This window comes from Betaproteobacteria bacterium (genome assembly GCA_016720925.1).
GTDB lineage: Bacteria > Pseudomonadota > Gammaproteobacteria > Burkholderiales > Usitatibacteraceae > UKL13-2.
The window spans coordinates 209,573-229,556 of the sequence record JADKJR010000004.1 but is presented as its reverse complement, the minus strand read 5'-3'; the positions used below and the strand labels follow the sequence as shown (position 1 = coordinate 229,556).

At 57.6% G+C, this 19,984-nt stretch carries 17 protein-coding genes, 1 other RNA gene and 1 pseudogene; 12 read left to right on the top strand and 7 right to left on the bottom strand.

Annotated elements, in window-relative coordinates; all coding sequences use genetic code 11:
• Window positions 1–82 precede the first annotated feature (82 nt).
• From IPP88_07365 to ssrA, 8 genes and pseudogenes are all read left to right on the top strand, one after another.
• Window positions 83–1,397, top strand: a pseudogene (locus IPP88_07365) (TRZ/ATZ family hydrolase).
• Between the two features lie 20 nt (window positions 1,398–1,417).
• Window positions 1,418–2,137, top strand: a complete 720-nt coding sequence (gene ubiG, locus IPP88_07360) for a bifunctional 2-polyprenyl-6-hydroxyphenol methylase/3-demethylubiquinol 3-O-methyltransferase UbiG (protein MBL0122546.1) — start codon at window positions 1,418–1,420, stop codon at window positions 2,135–2,137.
• Window positions 2,138–2,139: 2 nt separating this feature from the next.
• Complete coding sequence (locus IPP88_07355) at window positions 2,140–2,616, top strand: hypothetical protein (GenBank protein MBL0122545.1); 477 nt, start codon at window positions 2,140–2,142, stop codon at window positions 2,614–2,616.
• Between the two features lie 43 nt (window positions 2,617–2,659).
• Window positions 2,660–3,340 carry a DUF1501 domain-containing protein gene (locus IPP88_07350; GenBank protein MBL0122544.1) on the top strand — a complete coding sequence of 227 codons (681 nt, stop codon included), beginning with the start codon at window positions 2,660–2,662 and terminating at the stop codon, window positions 3,338–3,340.
• A 9-nt stretch (window positions 3,341–3,349) separates the two neighbouring features.
• Entirely contained in the window at window positions 3,350–4,036 is a 687-nt protein-coding gene (locus IPP88_07345; protein ID MBL0122543.1) for an HAD-IA family hydrolase, read from the top strand.
• Window positions 4,037–4,148: 112 nt separating this feature from the next.
• Window positions 4,149–4,934, top strand: a complete 786-nt coding sequence (locus tag IPP88_07340) for a response regulator (GenBank protein ID MBL0122542.1) — start codon at window positions 4,149–4,151, stop codon at window positions 4,932–4,934.
• A gap of 12 nt (window positions 4,935–4,946) precedes the next feature.
• The gene (locus IPP88_07335; protein ID MBL0122541.1) at window positions 4,947–6,311 is read left to right on the top strand and encodes an ATP-binding protein; all 1,365 of its coding nucleotides are present in this window, start codon (window positions 4,947–4,949) and stop codon (window positions 6,309–6,311) included.
• Window positions 6,312–6,364: 53 nt separating this feature from the next.
• Window positions 6,365–6,727: a transfer-messenger RNA gene (ssrA, locus tag IPP88_07330) on the top strand.
• A gap of 320 nt (window positions 6,728–7,047) precedes the next feature.
• Here ssrA and IPP88_07325 read toward each other — a convergent pair.
• Together IPP88_07325 and IPP88_07320 are read right to left on the bottom strand one after the other, a co-directional pair.
• Window positions 7,048–7,878, bottom strand: coding sequence for a DNA ligase (locus tag IPP88_07325; protein MBL0122540.1), 831 nt, complete (start codon window positions 7,876–7,878; stop codon window positions 7,048–7,050).
• A gap of 191 nt (window positions 7,879–8,069) precedes the next feature.
• Window positions 8,070–8,246, bottom strand: a complete 177-nt coding sequence (locus IPP88_07320) for a hypothetical protein (GenBank protein ID MBL0122539.1) — start codon at window positions 8,244–8,246, stop codon at window positions 8,070–8,072.
• Between IPP88_07320 and IPP88_07315 the strand changes: the two genes are divergently transcribed.
• Complete coding sequence (locus IPP88_07315) at window positions 8,245–10,533, top strand: adenylate/guanylate cyclase domain-containing protein (GenBank protein MBL0122538.1); 2,289 nt, start codon at window positions 8,245–8,247, stop codon at window positions 10,531–10,533. The genes IPP88_07320 and IPP88_07315 overlap by 2 nt on opposite strands.
• A gap of 78 nt (window positions 10,534–10,611) precedes the next feature.
• Entirely contained in the window at window positions 10,612–11,649 is a 1,038-nt protein-coding gene (locus tag IPP88_07310) for an MBL fold metallo-hydrolase (protein MBL0122537.1), read from the top strand.
• On the opposite strand, the gene IPP88_07305 is transcribed toward IPP88_07310, so the two are convergent.
• The 4 genes from IPP88_07305 to IPP88_07290 all read right to left on the bottom strand — a co-directional run bounded on the left by IPP88_07305 (window position 11,646) and on the right by IPP88_07290 (window position 17,155).
• A complete protein-coding gene (locus tag IPP88_07305; GenBank protein ID MBL0122536.1) occupies window positions 11,646–14,054 on the bottom strand; it encodes a CHASE2 domain-containing protein in 2,409 nt (802 codons plus the stop codon). The two genes, IPP88_07310 and IPP88_07305, sit on opposite strands and share 4 nt — an antisense overlap.
• Window positions 14,055–14,128: 74 nt before the next feature.
• Entirely contained in the window at window positions 14,129–14,806 is a 678-nt protein-coding gene (locus IPP88_07300) for a response regulator transcription factor (GenBank protein ID MBL0122535.1), read from the bottom strand.
• Window positions 14,807–15,128: 322 nt separating this feature from the next.
• Entirely contained in the window at window positions 15,129–16,223 is a 1,095-nt protein-coding gene (locus IPP88_07295; protein ID MBL0122534.1) for a VWA domain-containing protein, read from the bottom strand.
• Between the two features lie 89 nt (window positions 16,224–16,312).
• Complete coding sequence (locus IPP88_07290) at window positions 16,313–17,155, bottom strand: MoxR family ATPase (GenBank protein MBL0122533.1); 843 nt, start codon at window positions 17,153–17,155, stop codon at window positions 16,313–16,315.
• A gap of 64 nt (window positions 17,156–17,219) precedes the next feature.
• Between IPP88_07290 and IPP88_07285 the strand changes: the two genes are divergently transcribed.
• Both IPP88_07285 and IPP88_07280 read left to right on the top strand, forming a co-directional pair.
• Window positions 17,220–18,251, top strand: coding sequence for a hypothetical protein (locus IPP88_07285; protein MBL0122532.1), 1,032 nt, complete (start codon window positions 17,220–17,222; stop codon window positions 18,249–18,251).
• Window positions 18,248–18,739: a hypothetical protein gene (locus tag IPP88_07280; GenBank protein MBL0122531.1), complete on the top strand. Its 492-nt coding sequence runs from the start codon at window positions 18,248–18,250 to the stop codon at window positions 18,737–18,739. Before IPP88_07285 ends, IPP88_07280 begins: the two co-directional genes overlap by 4 nt.
• 147 nt (window positions 18,740–18,886) lie before the next feature.
• Here the strand turns inward: IPP88_07280 and IPP88_07275 are convergent, their stop codons facing one another.
• On the bottom strand, window positions 18,887–19,765 hold the full coding sequence (locus tag IPP88_07275; GenBank protein ID MBL0122530.1) for a hypothetical protein: 879 nt from the start codon (window positions 19,763–19,765) through the stop codon (window positions 18,887–18,889).
• Window positions 19,766–19,984 lie beyond the last annotated feature (219 nt).

The window sequence follows — 19,984 nt, the reverse complement described above, 5'->3', positions numbered from 1 at the left end:
CCCGCTTCGTGCGGGGCTTTTTGTTTGTAGACGGGATTATGGCAACTACGCGGTAACGACGCGGCAACCACATGGCAACACCATGACAAGCACACAGATCATCGCACCACGTTGGCTGGTTCCCGTCGAACCCCTGGGCAACCATTCTTACTGACCACGCGGTGGTCGTTGACAACGGTCGCATTTCCGCCCTGATGCCGGCCGCACAAGCCCGCAGCCAATTCCAGCATGCCGAAGAGATTTCGCTACCGCATCACGTGTTGATTCCCGGTCTCATCAACCTGCACACCCATGCGGCGATGACGCTGATGCGCGGCCTCGCCGACGACCTGCCACTGATGACATGGCTCAACGATCATATCTGGCCCGCTGAACTCAAGCACCTGTCCGAAGCTTATGTATTCGACGGCACAGAACTGGCTGCGGCTGAAATGATCCGCTCAGGTACGACCTGTTTTGCTGACATGTATTTCTATCACGACGTTGCTGCCCGCGCGGCGCGCAAAGCCGGCATGCGCGCCGCACTTGGCGGAGCGATCATCGACTTTCCGACGCCCTACGCCGGAGATGCTGAAGCGTATATCGCCAAGTGTCTTGCGCCGCGCGACGAATTCGCCAACGATGCGCGCCTGAAACTGATGCTGGCGCCGCATGCGCCCTATACCGTTGGAAACAGGACGCTCGAGCACATCCTGACCATCTCGCAGGAAGCCGATTTCCCGATCGTGATGCACATTCACGAAACGGCGGATGAATTGACACAGAGCGAACGGGACCACGGCTGCCGGCCGATCGCGCGCCTGGAACAACTGGGGATACTTGGGCCGAACCTGATCGCCGTGCATTGCGTTCACCTTACACCGCAAGAAATTGAGTTGTTCGCGCGACGCAGCGTTCACGTCGCCCATTGCCCGGCGTCCAATCTCAAACTCGGAAGCGGAATCGCGCCGATCAAGGCGTTGCTCGACGCCGGCGTAAACGTTGGCGTCGGCACCGATGGCGCCGCCAGTAACAATCGGCTGGACATGCTCGCCGAGACTTGCCTCGCGACCCTGCTGCAGAAAGGTGTTACCGGCGATGCCTCGGCGTTGCCGGTCCATCAGGCATTGGAAATGGCGACACTCAATGCCGCGGCCGCTCTCGGATGGGAAAGTGAAATTGGTTCGATCGTTCCCGGCAAAGCCGCAGACCTGACCGCCATCGATTTGTCATCGGTAGAAACGCAGCCGGTCTATGATCCGGTATCGCACCTGTTCCATGCCGCCAGCCGCGAACACGTTTCGCATGTCTGGGTTGCGGGGGAACTGTTGCTTGACAATCGCGTCCTTACTAAACTTGATCTCAACGAACTCAACGCCAAAGCCGCGATGTGGCAACAGCGGTTTGAAGAACACTGACGAAAAATACTTAAATTATCATGACAACACATACCCACCCACACGATAACGTCGACCCTGCAGAGCTTGCCAAGTTTGGCGCGTTGGCAACCCGCTGGTGGGACCCAAACAGCGAATTCAAACCGCTGCACGAAATCAATCCACTGCGATTGAATTACATCGATCGACTCGTGGGACTCGCCGGCAAGCGCGTCATCGACATCGGTTGCGGCGGCGGCATTCTTGCCGAAAGCATGGCCGCAAAGGGCGCGATCGTGACCGGCATCGACCTTTCTGAAAAACCCCTGAACGTTGCAAAACTGCATTTACTCGAAAGCGGACAAACGGTGGACTACCGATTGATCGCGGCCGAGGATATCGCGCGCGAACAACCGGGCAGCTACGACTGCGTCACGTGCATGGAATTGCTTGAGCATGTTCCGGATCCGGCATCAACGGTACTAGCCTGTGCCAAATTAGCCAAGCCAGGGGCGCAACTGTTCTTTTCTACCCTAAACCGGAATCCAAAATCATTCCTGTTCGCCATCGTCGGCGCTGAATATGTTTTGAACATGCTGCCAAAGGGTACGCACGAGTACCGGCGTTTCATCACACCCGCCGAGTTGGCCGGCATGGCGCGCGATGCCGGTCTGACCGTGAATGAGTTCACCGGAATGACCTACAATCCCATCACCAAACACTACGCGCTGGGCTGTGATGTGTCAGTAAACTACATCGTGGCCTGCCACAAACCCTTGTGAACATGAACCCCCGTCGCCGAAAATTTCTCTCGCTCGCCTCCGCGGCGCCGCTGCTGGGAATGCCGTGGCAGTTTGCGAGCGCAGCCACTCCTGCTACGCATGCCGAATCCCGCTTGCTGGTTTTGATCTATCTCAAAGGCGGCAACGATTCGTACAACACGTTCGTGCCATACACCAACGAGCGATACGCGAAGCTGCGACCAACACTCGCATTGAAGCGCGATCAGGTCATCAAGATCACTGACCGGCACGGTTTTCACCCTGGCATGAGCGCGATCATGCCGCTATGGGAATCGCGTGAACTGGCGCTTGTTCAGGGCATCGGTCAGCAGGAAGTCACCAACCAGCACTATCGGGACCTGGAAATGCAGTTCACCGTGGCAAGCATCGACCAGTACCTTACCGATGTCTGGCTGACCCGCGCGCTGACCGCGAATTCCACCGCCCGCCATATGCCGTTGGCAACGACCGGCACCTGACGCAATTGGCTTCGGTGACCTCGATATTCGCGAAGGCGATCCAATGGGCCCTTTCCGCGGCAACAAAGTCCGCGTTGTAAACATGCAGCATCCGTCAGAATGGCTCGCGCTTCAGAAGGTGGAAGGTACGCAGTATTTGACGTCCACACCTGCTCGCGAGGTGGCAAAATCATTCATGCAAAGCAAACGTGTTTCACTGAAAACGCCATTTCCGGTCGGCGAGTTCGGCGATGCATTAAGAGCCACGGTACAACTCGCTGCCGCCGGCATGGCGCCGCCCGTGGTCCATATCACGATCAATGCGGCAAACGGCGATCAACACGACGCCTTCGACACTCACTGGAACCAGCTCAAGTTTCATGGTGCAGCGCTTGAACGTCTCGCAACCGGTCTCGCCGCATTTCGACATGGCATGCAGGAAATCGGCCGATGGGACAGGACGTTGGTCGCCACCTATGATGAGTTTGGCCGCAGCCCGAAAGAAAACGCAGAAAGAGGAACGCACCACGGCTGGTCTTCCGTGCACATGGTTACAGGGGGCCGCGTCAACGGCGGGCTGTATGGCGAGGCGATACCGGTGATCGATGTCTTTTCCATCGATGGACCGGCACCGGTCATCGACTATCGCTCGCTTTACACGACCATGATCGAAAATTGGTGGGGCGGGTCGGCTCGCGGAATATTCGACCGCGATTTCAAACCGCTCAACCTGCTGCGCGCCTGATTTCACACCATGCAGTTGGCGTCCAGCGCGACGGTCCGCGCGGTTCTGTTTGACCTGGATGGCACTTTCGCGGACACCGCACCGGATTTGGCGCGGGCACTGAATGCCGTCCGCCACCAGCGCCGTCTTGAACCGCTACCGCTGTCGATACTACGGCCACATGTATCCAACGGTGCGCGCGGCATGCTTGAGGCGGGATTCAATATCAGACCCGCCGACGCTGATTTCCTTACCTTGCGCGATGCATTTCACGAAGAATACGCGCGCAATCTCTGCATCGACAGCCGATGGTTCGACGGTATCGCCGATGTCATCGATGACCTTGAGCAGCGCGACATTGCCTGGGGAATCGTTACTAACAAGGCGACGCGATTTACCGTTCCCCTGCTCGACGCACTGGGGATTTCGCCACGCGCTGCCTGCGTGGTTTGCGGTGACACCTGTGCGCGCGCCAAACCTCATCCTGACCCACTTTTGCACGCTGCCGGGCTGATCAAGATCGATCCCGCAAATTGCCTTTATGTTGGTGACGATGTACGCGATATCGATGCCGCGAATGCGGCCGGCATGCGTGGAATCGTTGCGTTGTATGGCTACCTGGGTGTAACGTCCGCGCCGCATAACTGGCCGGCCGCCGCGTGGATGAACTCACCCGCCGATATCACGGCATTTATCCAGGCGTCACGTGCCGGCTGATCCGGCGCTTGGCGATATTTGGCTACATAGCGCTACACACGCGCACTTTTCCCCACGTATCCTTGATAATTGCACAATCCTGTCGGAGACAGCCATGCTGCAAGGATACGCAATGCCATCCCCCACGACCCCCACTTCCCTTGCATCCTCCCCACGCCGCGAACACGATCCCGATAGCCTTCATACAGCTACCGGGCAAGCCTATCGCGTACTGGTCATTGAAGACGATGTCGAACTTGCGCGCCTTACTGCTGAATATCTCGGCAAGCGCAACATTCAGGTAACCATTGAGCATCGCGGCGACGCGGCCCTGGCGCGCATCGCCGCGGAACAGCCACATCTGATTGTGCTCGATGTGATGCTCCCGGGCATGGATGGTTTTGACATCTGCCGTGCGTTGCGAACCCAAGGGTCGGAAGTACCGATCATCATGCTTACCGCGCGCGACGAGGACATCGACCAGGTGCTTGGCCTTGAGATGGGCGCCGACGACTATCTCGCCAAGCCGGTTCAACCGCGGGTACTGCTGGCGCATATCAAGGCAATCCTGCGCCGTTCAGCCACGCAGGAAAAAATTGCCGCCAATGGCGACGTACTACAGTTTGGCCAGCTACGCATCAGCAAGAGTTCGCGCGACGTGAAGATCGGCGACAATAAAGTGGACCTCACCACGGCGGAGTTCGACTTGCTCTGGCTGCTGGCCTGTAACGCCGGACGCGTGTTGCCACGCAACGAGATCCTCAAATCGCTGCGCGGACTGGACTACGATGGAATCGATCGATCCATCGATTCGCGCGTCTCGCGCCTGCGCCGCAAGCTCGGCGACGATGCGATCGGCTCAGCGCACATCAAGACGGTTCGTCCACACGGGTATCTTTTCAGCCCGTCTGCCTGGTAAATATTGCGCGCCGTGGGTAAGCTATTTCTCAAGCTGTGGGTGTTCATCCTGCTCACGTCGCTGACGTCGTTCCTGATCCAGAAACAGGTATTCGACCACACCACTCGTGAAACCGCCGCGAACGCGAGCCAGGAGCGCGTGCGGCGGACGTTTGTCTTTCTCGAAGAAGCCCTGCGCCCATATCCACAAGCCGAGTGGTCCGCGCGCGTCGAAGTGCTGCAGAAACGTATCGGCGCCCCGGCGCACCTGCAAAAGCTGGATAGCCTCAGATCCAGCGGCGAACTCCCCAGCGGCGCCATTGAGCAGATTGCCAGTGGCAGCGTACATTTGCATACGCTCCCCGACAATGGCGGGCTCATCATGTACCGCACGCTTTTTGACACCGATTTTGTCGCGGTGCTGGTCGCACCCGCGCCGCCCATGCCACTCATCTTCGGCGTTTTCCGTCCCATTGTATTTACCTGGATGGTGGAATCGTCCCTTTATGCGATCGCCCTGCTTCTTTGGTTGAGGCTGTTCTGGCGCGACATGAAAAAACTGGAGTCCGCTGCCGAAAAAGTCGGCGAAGGCAACTTCGCAATCGACCTGCAAATGCGCGCAAGCTCTGCCCTGCGACCGATCGCAAACTCCTTCAACCGCATGACGGAACGCATCGGCCGCCTCGTCGATTCGCACCGAGATCTCACCAACGCCGTCTCGCACGAACTGAAAACGCCACTGGCGAGATTGCGTTTTGCCATCACGCTGGCCGAGGATGCACAGACCACGGGCGAGCGCGAACAACTTCTAAAGAAAATGCATCAGGACGTGGACGAACTGGATGCACTGGTCCAGGAAATGCTGCTGTACTCGCGCCTGGAACGCAACACCGCCGCACCCGACATGATCCTTGCACCCGTACCGGTCGAGAGTTGGTTGCCAAACGCAATTGAAGACGAAATCGAAGCTGCGCAGGCAAGCGACATCAGCATTCCCGTCGCGGTGGAGTCGCACGTGACCGATGCCGCGTGCGAGCCAAAGTTTATGGCACGGGCCGTACAGAATCTGGTGCGTAATGCGCTGCGGTTTGCGAAATCGCGCGTCGAAGTCCAGGTCGATGCACGCAACAACCGCTATTTCATTCATGTCGATGACGATGGCCCCGGGATTCCGGTAGCCGATCACGCGAAGCTGTTCGTCCCGTTTGCGCGCCTCGACGAAAGCCGCACCCGGAATACTACTGGCGGTGGCACCGGACTTGGGCTTGCCATCGTGCAACGCATCGCCGAATGGCACGGCGGAAAGGCGGTAATCTCCAAGTCCACTATGGGCGGTGCCCGAATTACGATCGAATGGCCCCAAGGCGCTATTGTGGCACCTGCCGCCGTGCCCGCTTGAAATCCCAGCCAAAGTCCCCATATCCACGTAGAATCACACCACATATCGAATTCGGGGCCGACCTGGTTTCGACGTGGGCTACAAAGCAGAACCGTGCATACCGAGGGGTGGTCACCTCGTAAATACAACCGCAAATCAATAGTCGCAAACGACGAAAACTACGCTCTAGCCGCTTAATACCGGCTGGACTCTGCACCGGTGGGCCTCAACGCCGGGTGTAGCAATACACAGCAGAGTCATTAACGAGGATCGCTACCGGTCGGGTCACTTGGCCGGCGGTTAAATCAAGGTGACCCGCTGCACATAAGCCCGCCCCTTGGCGTGTGTGTGGTCAGAATCAAATATGGGGATCTAAGTATGTAGAGCGGCCTGTAGAGGGCTTGCGGACGCGGGTTCGATTCCCGCCGGCTCCACCAGCAAAAGGAAATGCCACCCAGCTTTATCGGGTGGCATTTCTTTTTGATATTGCAGTTTGCGGGAATCGAATCCGCGTCCGGACCGGACGCGGGATGAGCGTGGACACTCGACATGCCCTGCGGCATGTCGAGTGCCTCGCGAATCCGAGGCGCCTGCAAGTGCCGAGGCGGCTTTTTCGGCTCCGCCGAAAAGGGATTCCCGCTTCCTACCTCTGACACAAAGTCAAAACTCAAGAACCCGCGCGCCTCTCCGGGCTATTTCGCCCGAAAATCCGCACCAGTGCTGGAGTTTTCGTCGCAATACTCTATGATCCGCCGTCTCAAAACTTCTCCCGCACCCGCCAATAACTCGCAAATCGCGGCACACCGGTTCGCGTGAGCCCGCGATAGGTGTAGGTAATCGTCGACCCCACCGGCGGCGGATCCCTGCGCACGGCATCCGTAAACCCCGTACCGATCGTGAAGCGTTTGCCATCGGGCGCCTCCACCCGCAATGCGCCAAGCATTCCCGCGTACTTGCCCTTGCCGGGAATGTGCTCGACGACGATCGCTTCGGTATCGTCGAGTGGTTTCAACTTGAGCAATACATCACTGCGCCCGGTCACATACAGCGCGTCGGCACGATGCAACATCAGGCCCTCTCCTCCTGCTTTCACCACCCCATCAAACTTGCGCTTCAGTTCTGCGCGGTCGCTCACTCGAAATTGGTGAACCGCCACCAACTGTGGCCAAGCGGCTTGTTTGACGATGGCCTGAATTCGCGCATAGCGTTCTTCAAATCGACCGGGCGCGCCAGGCAATTCGAAAATCTGGTACTTGATCTGGCGCCACTCCTCGTCGACCGGATCGGTCTTGCGCACGTAGCCGGATAGGACTTCAAATGTTTCGCGCGCGAGCCAAAGTTCGCCATCGAGCGATTGCTTTGGCAATTTGGCGATGAACCACGCCGGCGCATTGACTACATTGCCGCTGCGGAATCGCAGCACCTCGCCATCCCAGATGGCGCGCACGCCATCAAATTTTTCGCTGACGAAATAGTCCGCCGGGTCGACGGATGGGTCAAGGACCTTGGCGAGAACAATGGCGGGCGGCGAGGCGGCAGCCGCCGCAGTCTGCGCCGTTTCGATGCCATTGAGGCCCAGGCTGAACATCATTACGACGAATACCCTGAATATGTTTGCTCGCATGCGCTGCCTTCAAAACACCGATTTTGAGAGGGCCAGTATATCGATCACGCGCGACAGGACAAACTCCAGCACTGGTGCGGTGCTTCAGGCATTTTTGCCCTGAGAAGCCCGCCAGTGCTGGCGTTCATCCACAAATTGCGAGAGACGCGCGATCATCACGCGACAGCTTTAGAGTAAACTTCGTGCGACAACACTTGGGCGCTCACTCGATAAACCGCATTCGCGCTGGGAGGCACGGTTGATGCTGAAGAATCCAAAAGGTCGCATTTTTCATGCGGGATTTCACCTGCGCAATCGCGCGGCCCGATCTGCTGAATACCAAACTTTTCCATGAATAAACTCTCGGCGCTGTGGACCAAGTATTTTTCTTCGATCAACGCGATTATTCGCGCGAGTCTGGGTTTGGGAATTGTCGTGCTGTTTGTTTTCTATTACGTCCTGGATTTCAGCTACAAGTTTTACAGTACGCAAAGCAGCCCGATTACATTTCTTCAGCGCCTGGAAGAACAGGCCTACGACATTCGCCTCCGCGCCACGATGCCGGAAACAATCGATCCTCGCGTCGTCATCATCGATGTTGATGAACGTACGCTTGCCGCCGAGGGCCGCTGGCCGCTTTCGCGCGACCGCTGGGTGTTATTGCTTAAACAGCTCTTCGACACTTACAAGCTCAAGGTCGTGGGATTTGACGTTTTGTTTACGGAACCCGACAACAGCTCAGGCCTCGACACACTTGAAATGCTGGGCAAGACTGCATTCAAGTCGAACGCGGAATACCAGGCGAAGTTAAGCGATCTGCGACCTTCGCTGGACTATGACTCACAGTTTGCCGAGGCCATCAAGAAATATCCGGTCGTCCTCGCTTTCGCCGGCATGAATGAACGATCCGGAGAAGGCCTGGAAAAATTGCAGCTTGGAAGCCTCCCGGTACCTGTATTTCGCCTGGCCCCTGACAAGAAGCCAATCGCGAGCATGGAGATCGAGGGTTACAGCGGCAATTTGAAAATGTTGCAGGACGCAGCGTCGGCAACCGGGCACATCCTTCCCCAGATTGATTTTGATGGTGTTTTGCGACGTATCCCCATGCTGGTCAAGTTCAAGGACGGATACTACGAATCGCTTTCACTGGCGACATTCCGTACCTTTATCGACAACGAACCGCTGAAGGTGGTGTTTCGTGATGAAGAGGGTGATGGCATTCCAAAATTCAAGTTTGCGCAAGTTCGAGACATTGTTATCCCAATCGACAGTTCTGGCGCCGCATATATCCCTTATCGCGGTCGCAATCCGATGTTCCGGTACATCTCAGCAACCGACGTCATGCGCGGCAAGCTCACTCCCGGCGAACTCGAAGGCAAGATCGCGTTTGTCGGGTCTTCTGCGCAAGGACTCCTCGATCTTCGGAATACACCAGTCAACGAGGCGTATCCAGGCGTAGAAACACACGCCACCATGGTCTCCGCATATCTGGATGGGAGCCTGAAGCGCCGGCCACCCTATGAAGTGGCGATCAGCAGTTACATTATCCTGCTATTGGGCATTCCGTTGGCGTTGGCTCTCGTTAAATTAAGTCCACTCTGGGCGACGGTCACCGCCATTGCAACCGCATTGGCGTACACCGCATTTAATATGTATTGGTGGTCATCCTATTACGTCTTGCCGATCGCCATGCCGCTATTGATGATCGGCGTCCTTTACCTACTTAATATGACCTATGGCTTCTTCATTGAAGCGCGATCCAAACGCCAGATCACCGGCATCTTCGGCACCTATGTGCCAAAAGAACTGGTCGAGGAAATGGCCAAGGATCCGGGCACCTACACGACCAAAGGTGAAAGCCGCGACATGACGGTGCTGTTTTCCGACGTGCGTAACTTCACCACGATCTCCGAAGGACTGGCGCCAACCGAATTGACAGCGTTGATGAACGCCTACCTCACGGCGATGACCGAAGTCATTCAGCGTGACCGCGGTACCATCGACAAGTACATCGGCGACGCCATCATGGCATTCTGGGGTGCGCCATTGAAGGACGAAAAGCACGCCGAACATGCGCTGTTTTCGGCGATGGCGATGCAGAAGAAGGGCAAGGAGATCGGGCCGGATTTCATCAAGCGCGGCTGGCCCAAGCTGGAATTCGGCGTCGGCCTGAATTGCGGGATGATGAGCGTCGGCGACATGGGCTCGTCATTCCGCCGCGCGTACACGGTGATGGGTGATACGGTGAATCTGGCGGCACGCCTCGAGGGGCTCACCAAGGAATATGGCGTGGGCATTCTGGTGACGGAAAATATTGTCCAAGCTGTGACCAGCGTGGTCTACCGTGAACTCGACCGCGTGCGCGTCAAAGGCAAGCTCGAACCGATTTCAATTTATGAGCCGGTGGGAAAGAAAGGCGAAGTCGCCGACCAGATACTCGACGAGATCGACCGCTTCCACCGCGCGATAGAACGGTATCGCGCGCAACGCTGGGACGACGCAGAAACCGCGCTCGTCAAACTTGCCCAGGCAGACCCGCATCGCAAGGCGTATCAACTCTATATTGATCGCGTGGCCAATCTGCGCATGAAGCCCCCCGGTGCCAACTGGGATGGCGTGTTTACGTTCACGACCAAATAAACCGCGCCACTGACACACATTCGAATTGCCCGTGCCAATGAGCGGCAATTCTTCACTGCTTTCCCACTCCAATCACCCATGATCTCCTACCCACACGAAACACCGCCCGCTCCCGGCGAATCGATCCGCGTTGCCGACGGCATTTTCTGGATTCGCATGCCGCTGCCATTCGCGCTCGACCATATCAATCTTTGGCTGCTTGAAGATGACGATGAGTCAGGACCCGGCTGGACACTTGTCGACACCGGCTACGGCGTACCGGAGACGCATGCGCTGTGGGAACAGCATTTTCGGGAAACCATGCAGGGCAAGCCGGTCAAGCGCATCATTGTCACGCACTACCATCCTGACCATGTCGGTTGCGCCGCATGGTTGCACGAAAACACCGGCGCGCCGGTATGGATGACGGCTGCCGAGTATTTATCCGCCCACGCCGCCGCTGAAGATGTCGCCGGATTCGATCGCGAAAATTCCGCGCGCCTGTTCCTGGAACATGGCCTCGCCAAGGCACGTCCGGATTTTGCCGACGCGCAGAAAGCGCGAACCGGCGCCTACAAGCGTGGCGTGCCGACAGTACCCAAACAGTATTTCCGCATGATGGAAGGTGATGTCATCCGCATCGGCAAGCGCGACTGGCGCGTCATGACAGCGTTCGGCCATGCGCCCGAACACGCAACCCTGTTTTCATCGGACGCAGATATTCTGATCTCCGGTGATCAGGTACTGCCGCGCATCACCACCAATGTCGGCGTATGGGGCAATCAACCCGAGGCGAATCCGTTGAAACTGTTTCTCGATGGGATGGGCAAGTTCGAGGCGCTGCCGGACAATACGCTGGTGTTGCCTTCGCACGACCGGGTATTTTCCGGCCTGCACGCACGCATTGCCGAGCTTCGCGCGCATCACGCGACGCGCCTCGCGGAACTTGAAGCAGCGCTCGATACCCCGAAATGCGCGGCAGAAATTCTGCCGGTGTTGTTCCGCCGCCCGTTGAATGATCACCAGCTAATTTTCGCCATCGGCGAAGCCATTGCCCATTTGCACTATCTCTGGCGCGCCGGGCGCGCAGTGCGTTCACGCGGGGAGGATGGGATCTACCTGTTTCAGCGACGCTAATCGGCCGGCGCCACGACCGCGTCCAGGGTAAGCGTAAAGGTGGTGCCGTGCGTATCGCCATCCGAGGCAGCCACTTTGCTTTGCACACCGATTGCACCGCCGTGGCGTTCCACCACCGTCTTGACGAACACCAGCCCCAATCCGATGCCATCCTCTTCCGGCTGTGTGTTGTGCTTCAGACGAGTGAAGCGCGTAAACAGCTTGGGCAAATCCGTCTCGGCGATTCCGTAGCCCTGATCGGCGATGCGCACGCACCACGTCTGCAATCCAGCAGAAAGCGTGCAGCGAATCGTGGTTCGTGGCGGGCTATATTTGATTGCATTGGAAAGCAGATTCATCATTGCGCGTGTCAGCAGATCGCGATCGCCTGACACCCACGATTCTTCCTGCGCAATATCGAGCTCGATGCTGATTTCCTTGGCCGTTGCGGTCGACCAGGCCTCATCCACGGCGTCGCGCAGGAGTTCGCACAGGTTCAGCGGCTCAAAATCCCTGCTGTTGACGCGTTCCGCCTTGGCGAGCCTCAGGAAATCATCGGCGAGATTCAAGGTCCGCCGCGCATATTTACCAATCCGGTCGGTCAATTTGGGAATTGGCATGCCGGCGGGATCGTCGTGATACATGTCCAGCAAGGTGATAATCGACGCCTGTGGCGAGCGCATATCGTGCGACAGGAAACGCAGCGCTTCGTCGCGGCGGCGCTCGGTTTCCCGCAAGGGTGAAATGTCAGTCAATGTCACGATCGAGCCGGTTTGCGTGCCGCGCGCGGAAAACGCCGGCGCAATTTGCACCAGGTATTCGCGGTCGTCCGGCCCCTTGGCCTCGAGCGACATCATGCGCGTTTCATCGTGCACATCCATCCAGATGTCACGCCAGCTGCGCGCGGCCTCATGCCGGAATGCGGTCAATTGCTCAAACAGGTCGCGGCCCTCCAATGGGCGATCGACTGCCCGCTCGGTTGCTTTGCGGCGCGATTTGAAAATGCGATCTGCCGACGAGTTTGCCAGCAAGATGCGGCCTTCGGCATCGGTCACCAGTGCCGCGTCTGGCAGGCTTTCCAGACTATCGGCCACGAAGCGGTTCAGATTCCTGAACCTCTCGGTGGTGGCCTGCAAGGCAGCAATTCGGTTCTCAATTACGTCCGGAACAAATGTGTTCGCCATCGAGCGCGGCGAGATCGAACGGGCAGTTTCCTCCGGCACGATACTGGGTTCGCGCTCCAGCCGCGCCAATTCCGCATCGAAATAGCGCTGGGTCGCTTCGAGCTTCCGCCAACTCCACAACGGGTACGCCAGCAGCAGGCCAAGGAGTGGCACCGCCGGCGACAGCCACAGCAACTGATAGCGGAAAAGCAACGCCGGCCCGGCGAACACGGCAACACACATCAGGCCGGTCGCGGCCAATGCGCGACGAGGTGTCAGCCACAGGTAGCTGAACATCAACAACAGGATCAGTGCGCATGCCACGAGAACGGACGCGGTCATCGACACGAGCCGAATATCAATTCCTTCGCGCAGGCCCTGCAAAATATTGGCCTGCACCTCGATCCCCGACATCGCCCGCGTGCGCCCGGATACCGGTGTCGGGTATTCGTCCCGCAATCCGGAGGCCGTGACGCCCACCAGCACGATTTTGTCCTTGAAGGCGGCGGCGGGAACGTCCCCGCGCAATACATCGACATAGGCAATGGTTCTGAAATGTCCGGGCGGCCCGGCGAAGGGGACGTGGTACCAGTTATCGCGTACCCATGCTCGGCTGAATGCAGTCCGTCGGGGATTGGATTCGCCCGGCAAGACCACTGTTGCCGGCCATCTGGCCGGCTCCGCAATCCGCAATGCCGCCAGCGATGAAATATCATGCCGCGCCTCGCCGATGCCGCTACGCAGATAAACGGAGCGCAGCACGCCGTCAGGATCCAGTTCAAGACTGATGTGGGAGAGCCCCGCAGCGGCGGTGGCAAATTCCGGCGCCGGAGGCGCCTCGCCGGTGCTCACGCCATCCACCGCATCCGTGGCAATCGGCAGGATTACCCGGCCGTTGGCTTTTATCGCCGCGGCCAGAACGCGATCCCCCATTGGGTCAAGCCTGTCGGCTTCACTGAGGATCACGTCAAACATCACGACCTTGGCACCCGCCTCGGTCAGCCGATTCAGAATCGTCGCGTGAATGCCGCGCTTCCAGGGCCAGCGACCAATCTGCTTCAGGCTCTGTTCGTCCACGCCGACGATAACGATTTCGGACTGGGCGGGCCGCTGTATAAGACCGATGGACGAATCGTAGAGCGTTTGATCGACGCGCCAGAACCATTCGCCGCGTTGCGCAAAAAACGCCAGCAGGCACAGTGCAAGCAGAATGGCCAGCCATTCGCGAATGACCGGATGGCGCAACCGCGCGACAATTTTCAATTGACCCCTCACGCAACCCCGGTCACACCGCCAGAGGCCTTATCCTGCGGCGGCAAAAGTCACACGCCGGGTCACTACTGCGTGACCTTTTCGAGGCGATATCCGAAGTTGTAGACTGGCGTCAATCGCAGCCCGCGCTCGGGACCGAAATCGAGCTTCTTGCGTACGCGACTGACGTGCGTGTCCACGGTCCTCGACTGGATATCGGCGGAGCGCCCCCAGACACTTTCGGACATATGGCCTCGCGACAAAAGCCGGCCGAGGTTGTTAAACAGGAAAAGTGTCAGTTCGTATTCCTTGTCGGTCATCTCAATGGCCGCGTTGTCCATCTTGACGACGCGGTTGACAAGATCAATGTGATACGGCGGCAGGTCAATGGCCTCGGCTTCCGGCTGGCGGGGGCGCACGCGGCGCACCAGCGCCTCGACGCGGGCCAACAGCTCCATACGCCGCACCGGCTTGATCATGTAGTCGTCCGCGCCCGCAGTCAGTGCCGCGACGATGTCTTGCTCCGAATCGCGGCTGGTGGCGAACAACACTGGCACCGTTGATTGCTGCTTTTCGCGCAGAAATTTCAGTACCTCCGCGCCCGACAAGTCCGGCACGTGCCAATCGAGAAGGAACAGATCAAAACTCTCCCGCGCCGCTTCGCGAACAATAGCCTTGCCCGACGCGAAATTGTGCACGGTATGTCCACCTGCCTCAAGCCATTGCTGCATGGCCGCGCCCACATCCAGATCATCTTCCAGCATGGCTATTCGCACTCTTACCTCCGATTGTTTACTATTTTGTCGTCATTGTAATCGAACGATTCGATCCGACTGGGCATTGCTCGAAGTTGCGTCGCGCGCTCTGCTGCTGGTTCGAAAACGCAGATCGCCATTGGGCGCGGTTTCCCGGGCAATAATGCCCTGCGAGGCTCGCCAATGCTGGTGTTTTTGCTTCCTGCCGAATGAAGTTAACCACCGAGACCACGGAGAACACGGAGGAAAGGCAGAACAAATTAAGGGTTTCTCCGTGGTCTCGGTGGTCTCGGTGGTTCAAGTTTTTTTTGTTTGATGCGACGCGGACTTTTCAGCAAAGCTCGCGCATCGCCTTTTCCAGCCCAGCGACCGTCATTGGGAACATACGGTCCTCCATGAGTTCGCGTGCAATCTTGATCGATTGCGTCCACGGCCAGTGCGCTTCCGGCGTGGGATTGACCCATACCGAGTGGCGATAAAAGTCCGTCATGCGTTTAAGCCAGACGACACCGGTTTCTTCGTTCCAGTGCTCAACACTGCCACCCGGCTGCAAGATTTCGTAGGGGCTCATGGTGGCATCGCCAACGATAATCAACTTGTAGTCCGGCCCGTACTTGTGGAGCACGTCAAAGGTCGATAATTTTTCGGCGTGCCGCAGGCGGTTATTGCGCCACACGCCTTCATAGATGAAGTTGTGAAAATAGAAGTACTCAAGATGCTTGAATTCGGTCTTGCACGCCGAGAACAATTCCTCGCAACGATGCACATAATCATCCATTGAGCCGCCGACATCCAGAAACAGCAATACCTTGACTTTGTTGTGGCGCTCGGCGACCAGTTTCAGGTCGAGATAACCTGCGTTGTTGGCGGTCGCGCGGATGGTGCCGTCCATATCAAGTTCTTCCTCGGCGCCCTCACGCGCGAACTTTCGCAGCCGCCGAAGCGCCAGCTGGATATTGCGGATGCCCAGTTCGACATTGTCATCGTAATCGCGAAAGGCGCGCTGGTCCCAGACTTTCACCGCGCTGCGATTGCGGGAACCTTCCTGGCCGATGCGGATGCCTTCCGGGTTGTAACCGTACGCGCCGAACGGCGACGTGCCTGCCGTGCCGATCCATTTCGAGCCGCCCTGATGTCGGCCCTTCTGCTCTTCCAGGCGTTTCTTCAGCGTCTCCATCAACTTGTCCCAACCGCCGAGCGCCTCGACTTGCGCTTTCTCTTCCTCGCTCAGTAATTTTTCGGCGAGTTTTCGCAGCCACTCCTCAGGAATATCGGCCGGCAGAACCGCGTCCAGCGCCTCAACGCCCTTGAAGTAGGCCGCGAAGGCGCGGTCGAAGCGATCGAAGTTGGCTTCGTCCTTGACCAGGCAGGTGCGCGAAAGGTAGTAGAAGTCGTCGACACTGCCGTGAATCACGCCCTTGTCCATCGCTTCGCAAAGCGTCAGGTACTCGGTCACCGAAACCGGCAAGCCGCCCTGCTTCAACGCAAGGAAAAGTCGATCAGCATGTCTGAAAACTAGCGGTTCCGCTTCGACAGGAAGACCAATTTCTCGAACAAATGCACATCCTGCTCATTCTTCAGCAGCGCGCCGTATAGCGGTGGAATCAACTTCGCGCTGTCGCCGGACTTGAGCGCCTCCGGCGGAATATCTTCCGCGACAAGCAACTTGATCCAGTCAAGTAATTCGGACGTCGAGGGTTTCTTTTTCAAACCCGGCATCTGGCGAATGTCGAAGAACACTTCCAGTGCTTGCCGCAACAGGTTTTTTTTCAACTCCGGGAAGTGTACATCGACGATACGCTGCATCGTGTCCGCATCCGGAAAGCGGATGTAATGAAAGAAACACCGCCGCAGGAACGCGTCCGGCAACTCTTTCTCATTGTTGCTGGTGATGAAGATAATCGGCCGGTGCCGGGCGACAATCGTTTCGCGTGTCTCGTAGCAATAAAATTCCATGCGATCGAGTTCGCGCAAAAGGTCGTTGGGAAATTCAATGTCGGCCTTGTCAATCTCGTCGATGAGCAACACCACTTGTTCATCGGAATCAAAAGCCTGCCAGAGCGTTCCCTTGGAAATGTAGTTCCTGATGTCCTTGACCTTCTCCTCGCCCAACTGCGAATCGCGCAGGCGCGAAACCGCGTCATACTCGTACAGGCCCTGTTGCGCTTTGGTGGTCGATTTGATGTGCCATTGCAGAAGCCGCTTGCCGAGCGCGGTGGCGACTTCCTCGGCCAGCATGGTTTTGCCGGTACCCGGTTCGCCTTTGATCAACAACGGCCGCTGCAAGGTAACGGCGGCGTTAACCGCCAGCATCAGGTCGTCGGTCGCAATATAGTTTTGACTGCCGGTAAACTTCATGATTAACCCGAATTGAGAATTGAAACGTTAAAGCAATTATACGTTCCCACCAAAGGAGTCATTCATGCCCTACCGCCCCTCCCCCGTCACTGCAATTGCCCTCGTTGTCGTCGGCCTGTTTGCACCGCTTGCTACCGGCCAGACCAGCGTCACCATATACTCCAGCGCTCAGCCGGGGACCTTGTCGACCGCGACCTTTCAGACGGGCGGCGAAGGAATGGCCGTGCCCGGATACGCCATGGTCAAGCAGCAGCGCGATGTCATGCTCGGCAAGGGCCGCACGGTCATTCGTGTCTCGGATGTTCCGGCACTGATCGATCCGACCACGGTCGCGTTCGAGTCCCTGCTCGACCCGGCCGGGACGCGCGTGGTCGAACAGAGTTTTGAGTTCGACCTTACCAACACCAATAAATTGCTGCAGAAGTATCTCGATCGCGAAGTCACCGTGGAGCAGGTCCGCGGCCAGAGCATGGAATCGATCACCGGCACTCTGATTGGCACGCAAGGCGGGTTGATCCTGCGTGCAGCCGATGGCTCGATACGCACCATCAGCAACTACGTCGGCGTGCGGTTGAGCAGCCTGCCCGGCGGCCTGATCAGCAAACCGACGCTCGTCTGGGATATCGCCGCCGAACGCGCTGGCACACACCCCTCACGCATGAGTTTCCAGACCGGCGGAATCACCTGGTGGACCGATTACAACCTGACCTTGAGCGACGCAACTGGCCTGGGCGCCAATGCGTGCAAGCTGGATGTAGGCGCGTGGGTGACGATCATCAATCAGAGCGGCGCGACATTCGATGATGCCAAACTGAAACTGGTGGCCGGCGATGTGCAACGCGCCAAACCCCAGCCACAGTACGCACCGGCGATGCTTCAGCGCAGTGTCGGGGCGATGGCAGAAAAGGTGGAAGGTTTTGCCGAGAAGGCGTTCTTCGAATACCACCTCTACACGCTTGGCAGACCCACGACATTGCGAAATAACGCCACCAAACAAATTGAGCTATTCCCGGTGGCACGCGGCGTGGTGCGAAAAAAACCTTGCTGTACTACGGCCAGGCCGGCCAGTACTTCGGCAACTACGGTAGCCCGATGACCGATCGCAATTTCGGCAACCAGTCGAACAAAAAGGTGGATGTATATCTGCGCTTCAAGAATCGTGAAGACAATCGGCTGGGCATTCCACTTCCCGCGGGCAAGGTACGCGTGGCCAAGCTCGACACCGCCGATCAATCGCTGGAGTTTATCGGCGAGGACCTTATCGACCACACCGCGAAAAACGAAACCATCCAGATCAAGCTCGGCAGCGCATTCGATGTCGTCGGCGAGCGCCGCCAAGTGGATTTTCGCTACGACAGCACCGGCAAGGTGATGGAAGAGGAAATTGAAATCAAGTTGCGTAACCAGAAAGACGAAGCGGTCACCGTTATTGCGAAAGAAAATCCCTATCGCTGGACGACCTGGGCAGTCACGAAGAAATCACAGGATTTCGAGAAGGTCGATGCACGGACCATTCACTTTCCGGTGCGGTTGGCCAAGGGCGCCGAGGCGGTAATACGCTATACCGTCCGGTACACCTGGTAGCCCGCGTAGGTAAGGCAAACACTAGCACTGGTGCGCATTTCCGGCAATAAATGCCTGGAAAGGCGCGCCAGCGCTTGTGTTTATATGTCGCGAAGCGTGTCCTGTCCCATCATTTTCGCGCGGGCGGGAATGACGGATTCAGCATCATTATTTCGGCTTTACGGGCTGTACCGCGACCGGCTTGATCTCGCCCATTTCCACAATCGGCAGCGCCTCACCGACACCGCGCGCCACGGATTTTTCGACGAAAGTAGTGAAAATCTGTGCAAGTTTTGCGACCGGTATGCTATTGGCCACATTCAGCGCGGTCGACTCCTGGTCAAAGATTTTCTGAAACTCATACCGCGCGCTTGTCTCCAGCACCTTCAGCGTCTTGGCATCGAATACCCAAGTTTGCGTGTAATTGTAAGGCGCGACAAACGTACTGGATCGCCTGCCTGGCTTTCCATCCGGCGTGATGGTTTCTTCGCCCTCGTCACCGAGAAAGTCGACGCCGGCATCGTCGGTCAGTTTTCCGCTCTCAAGCGGTTGAACATAGACGCCGATGCCTTCCAGCTTGCTGCCCATTCCCTTGCGCTCGGAAAACTGGAATTTTGGCGTCACAACGATGATCGTGTCCCATTCCTGACGCTGCGGAAATCTCTCGAGCGTTGCAATCAACTTGCCCATCGCGATCTTTTCGCGATCAGCCGGGCGCACGCCGTCCATTTCCAGCGGATTCAACCGGGCCAGAATTCGCGTGCTGCCGGGATCGCGCTGCGCAATGGCGTTGTCCAGGCCCTTCAACACCGACGCGTTGATCGCGTCATTCGGAATCTTAATGACCTTGCGATCATAGTGATCAAGAACATTTGAGCCCACCGATTGTTTTTGCGTGACGTAGGTGAATTGATCGCCGACCGCGGAAATCAGGGCATAGACCTTTTGCTTTGGTACCGCGGCGGCATCGCTTGGGGTCTGAGCGAATGCGCCCGCGCCCGACAACGTCAGGCAAGTGACCACCAGAATTTTCATGCCAATTTTCATGGGGAAGTCCTTTTCATTTTTGGAAACGATTCTCCTGCTATGGATCGCGCAGTCGCCTGGTTCCATCGCGACACTCGACAATCTGCCAACTGAAACCGGATATCGCGGTTATGGCCTTGCGGCAACTTTTCCGGCGTCCGTACTGCGAATTCTCGGCAGGCCGTCCTGCCGGCGCCAGCGGATTGCGACCAATCGCAGGAAAAGCGTCGTGAATCGACA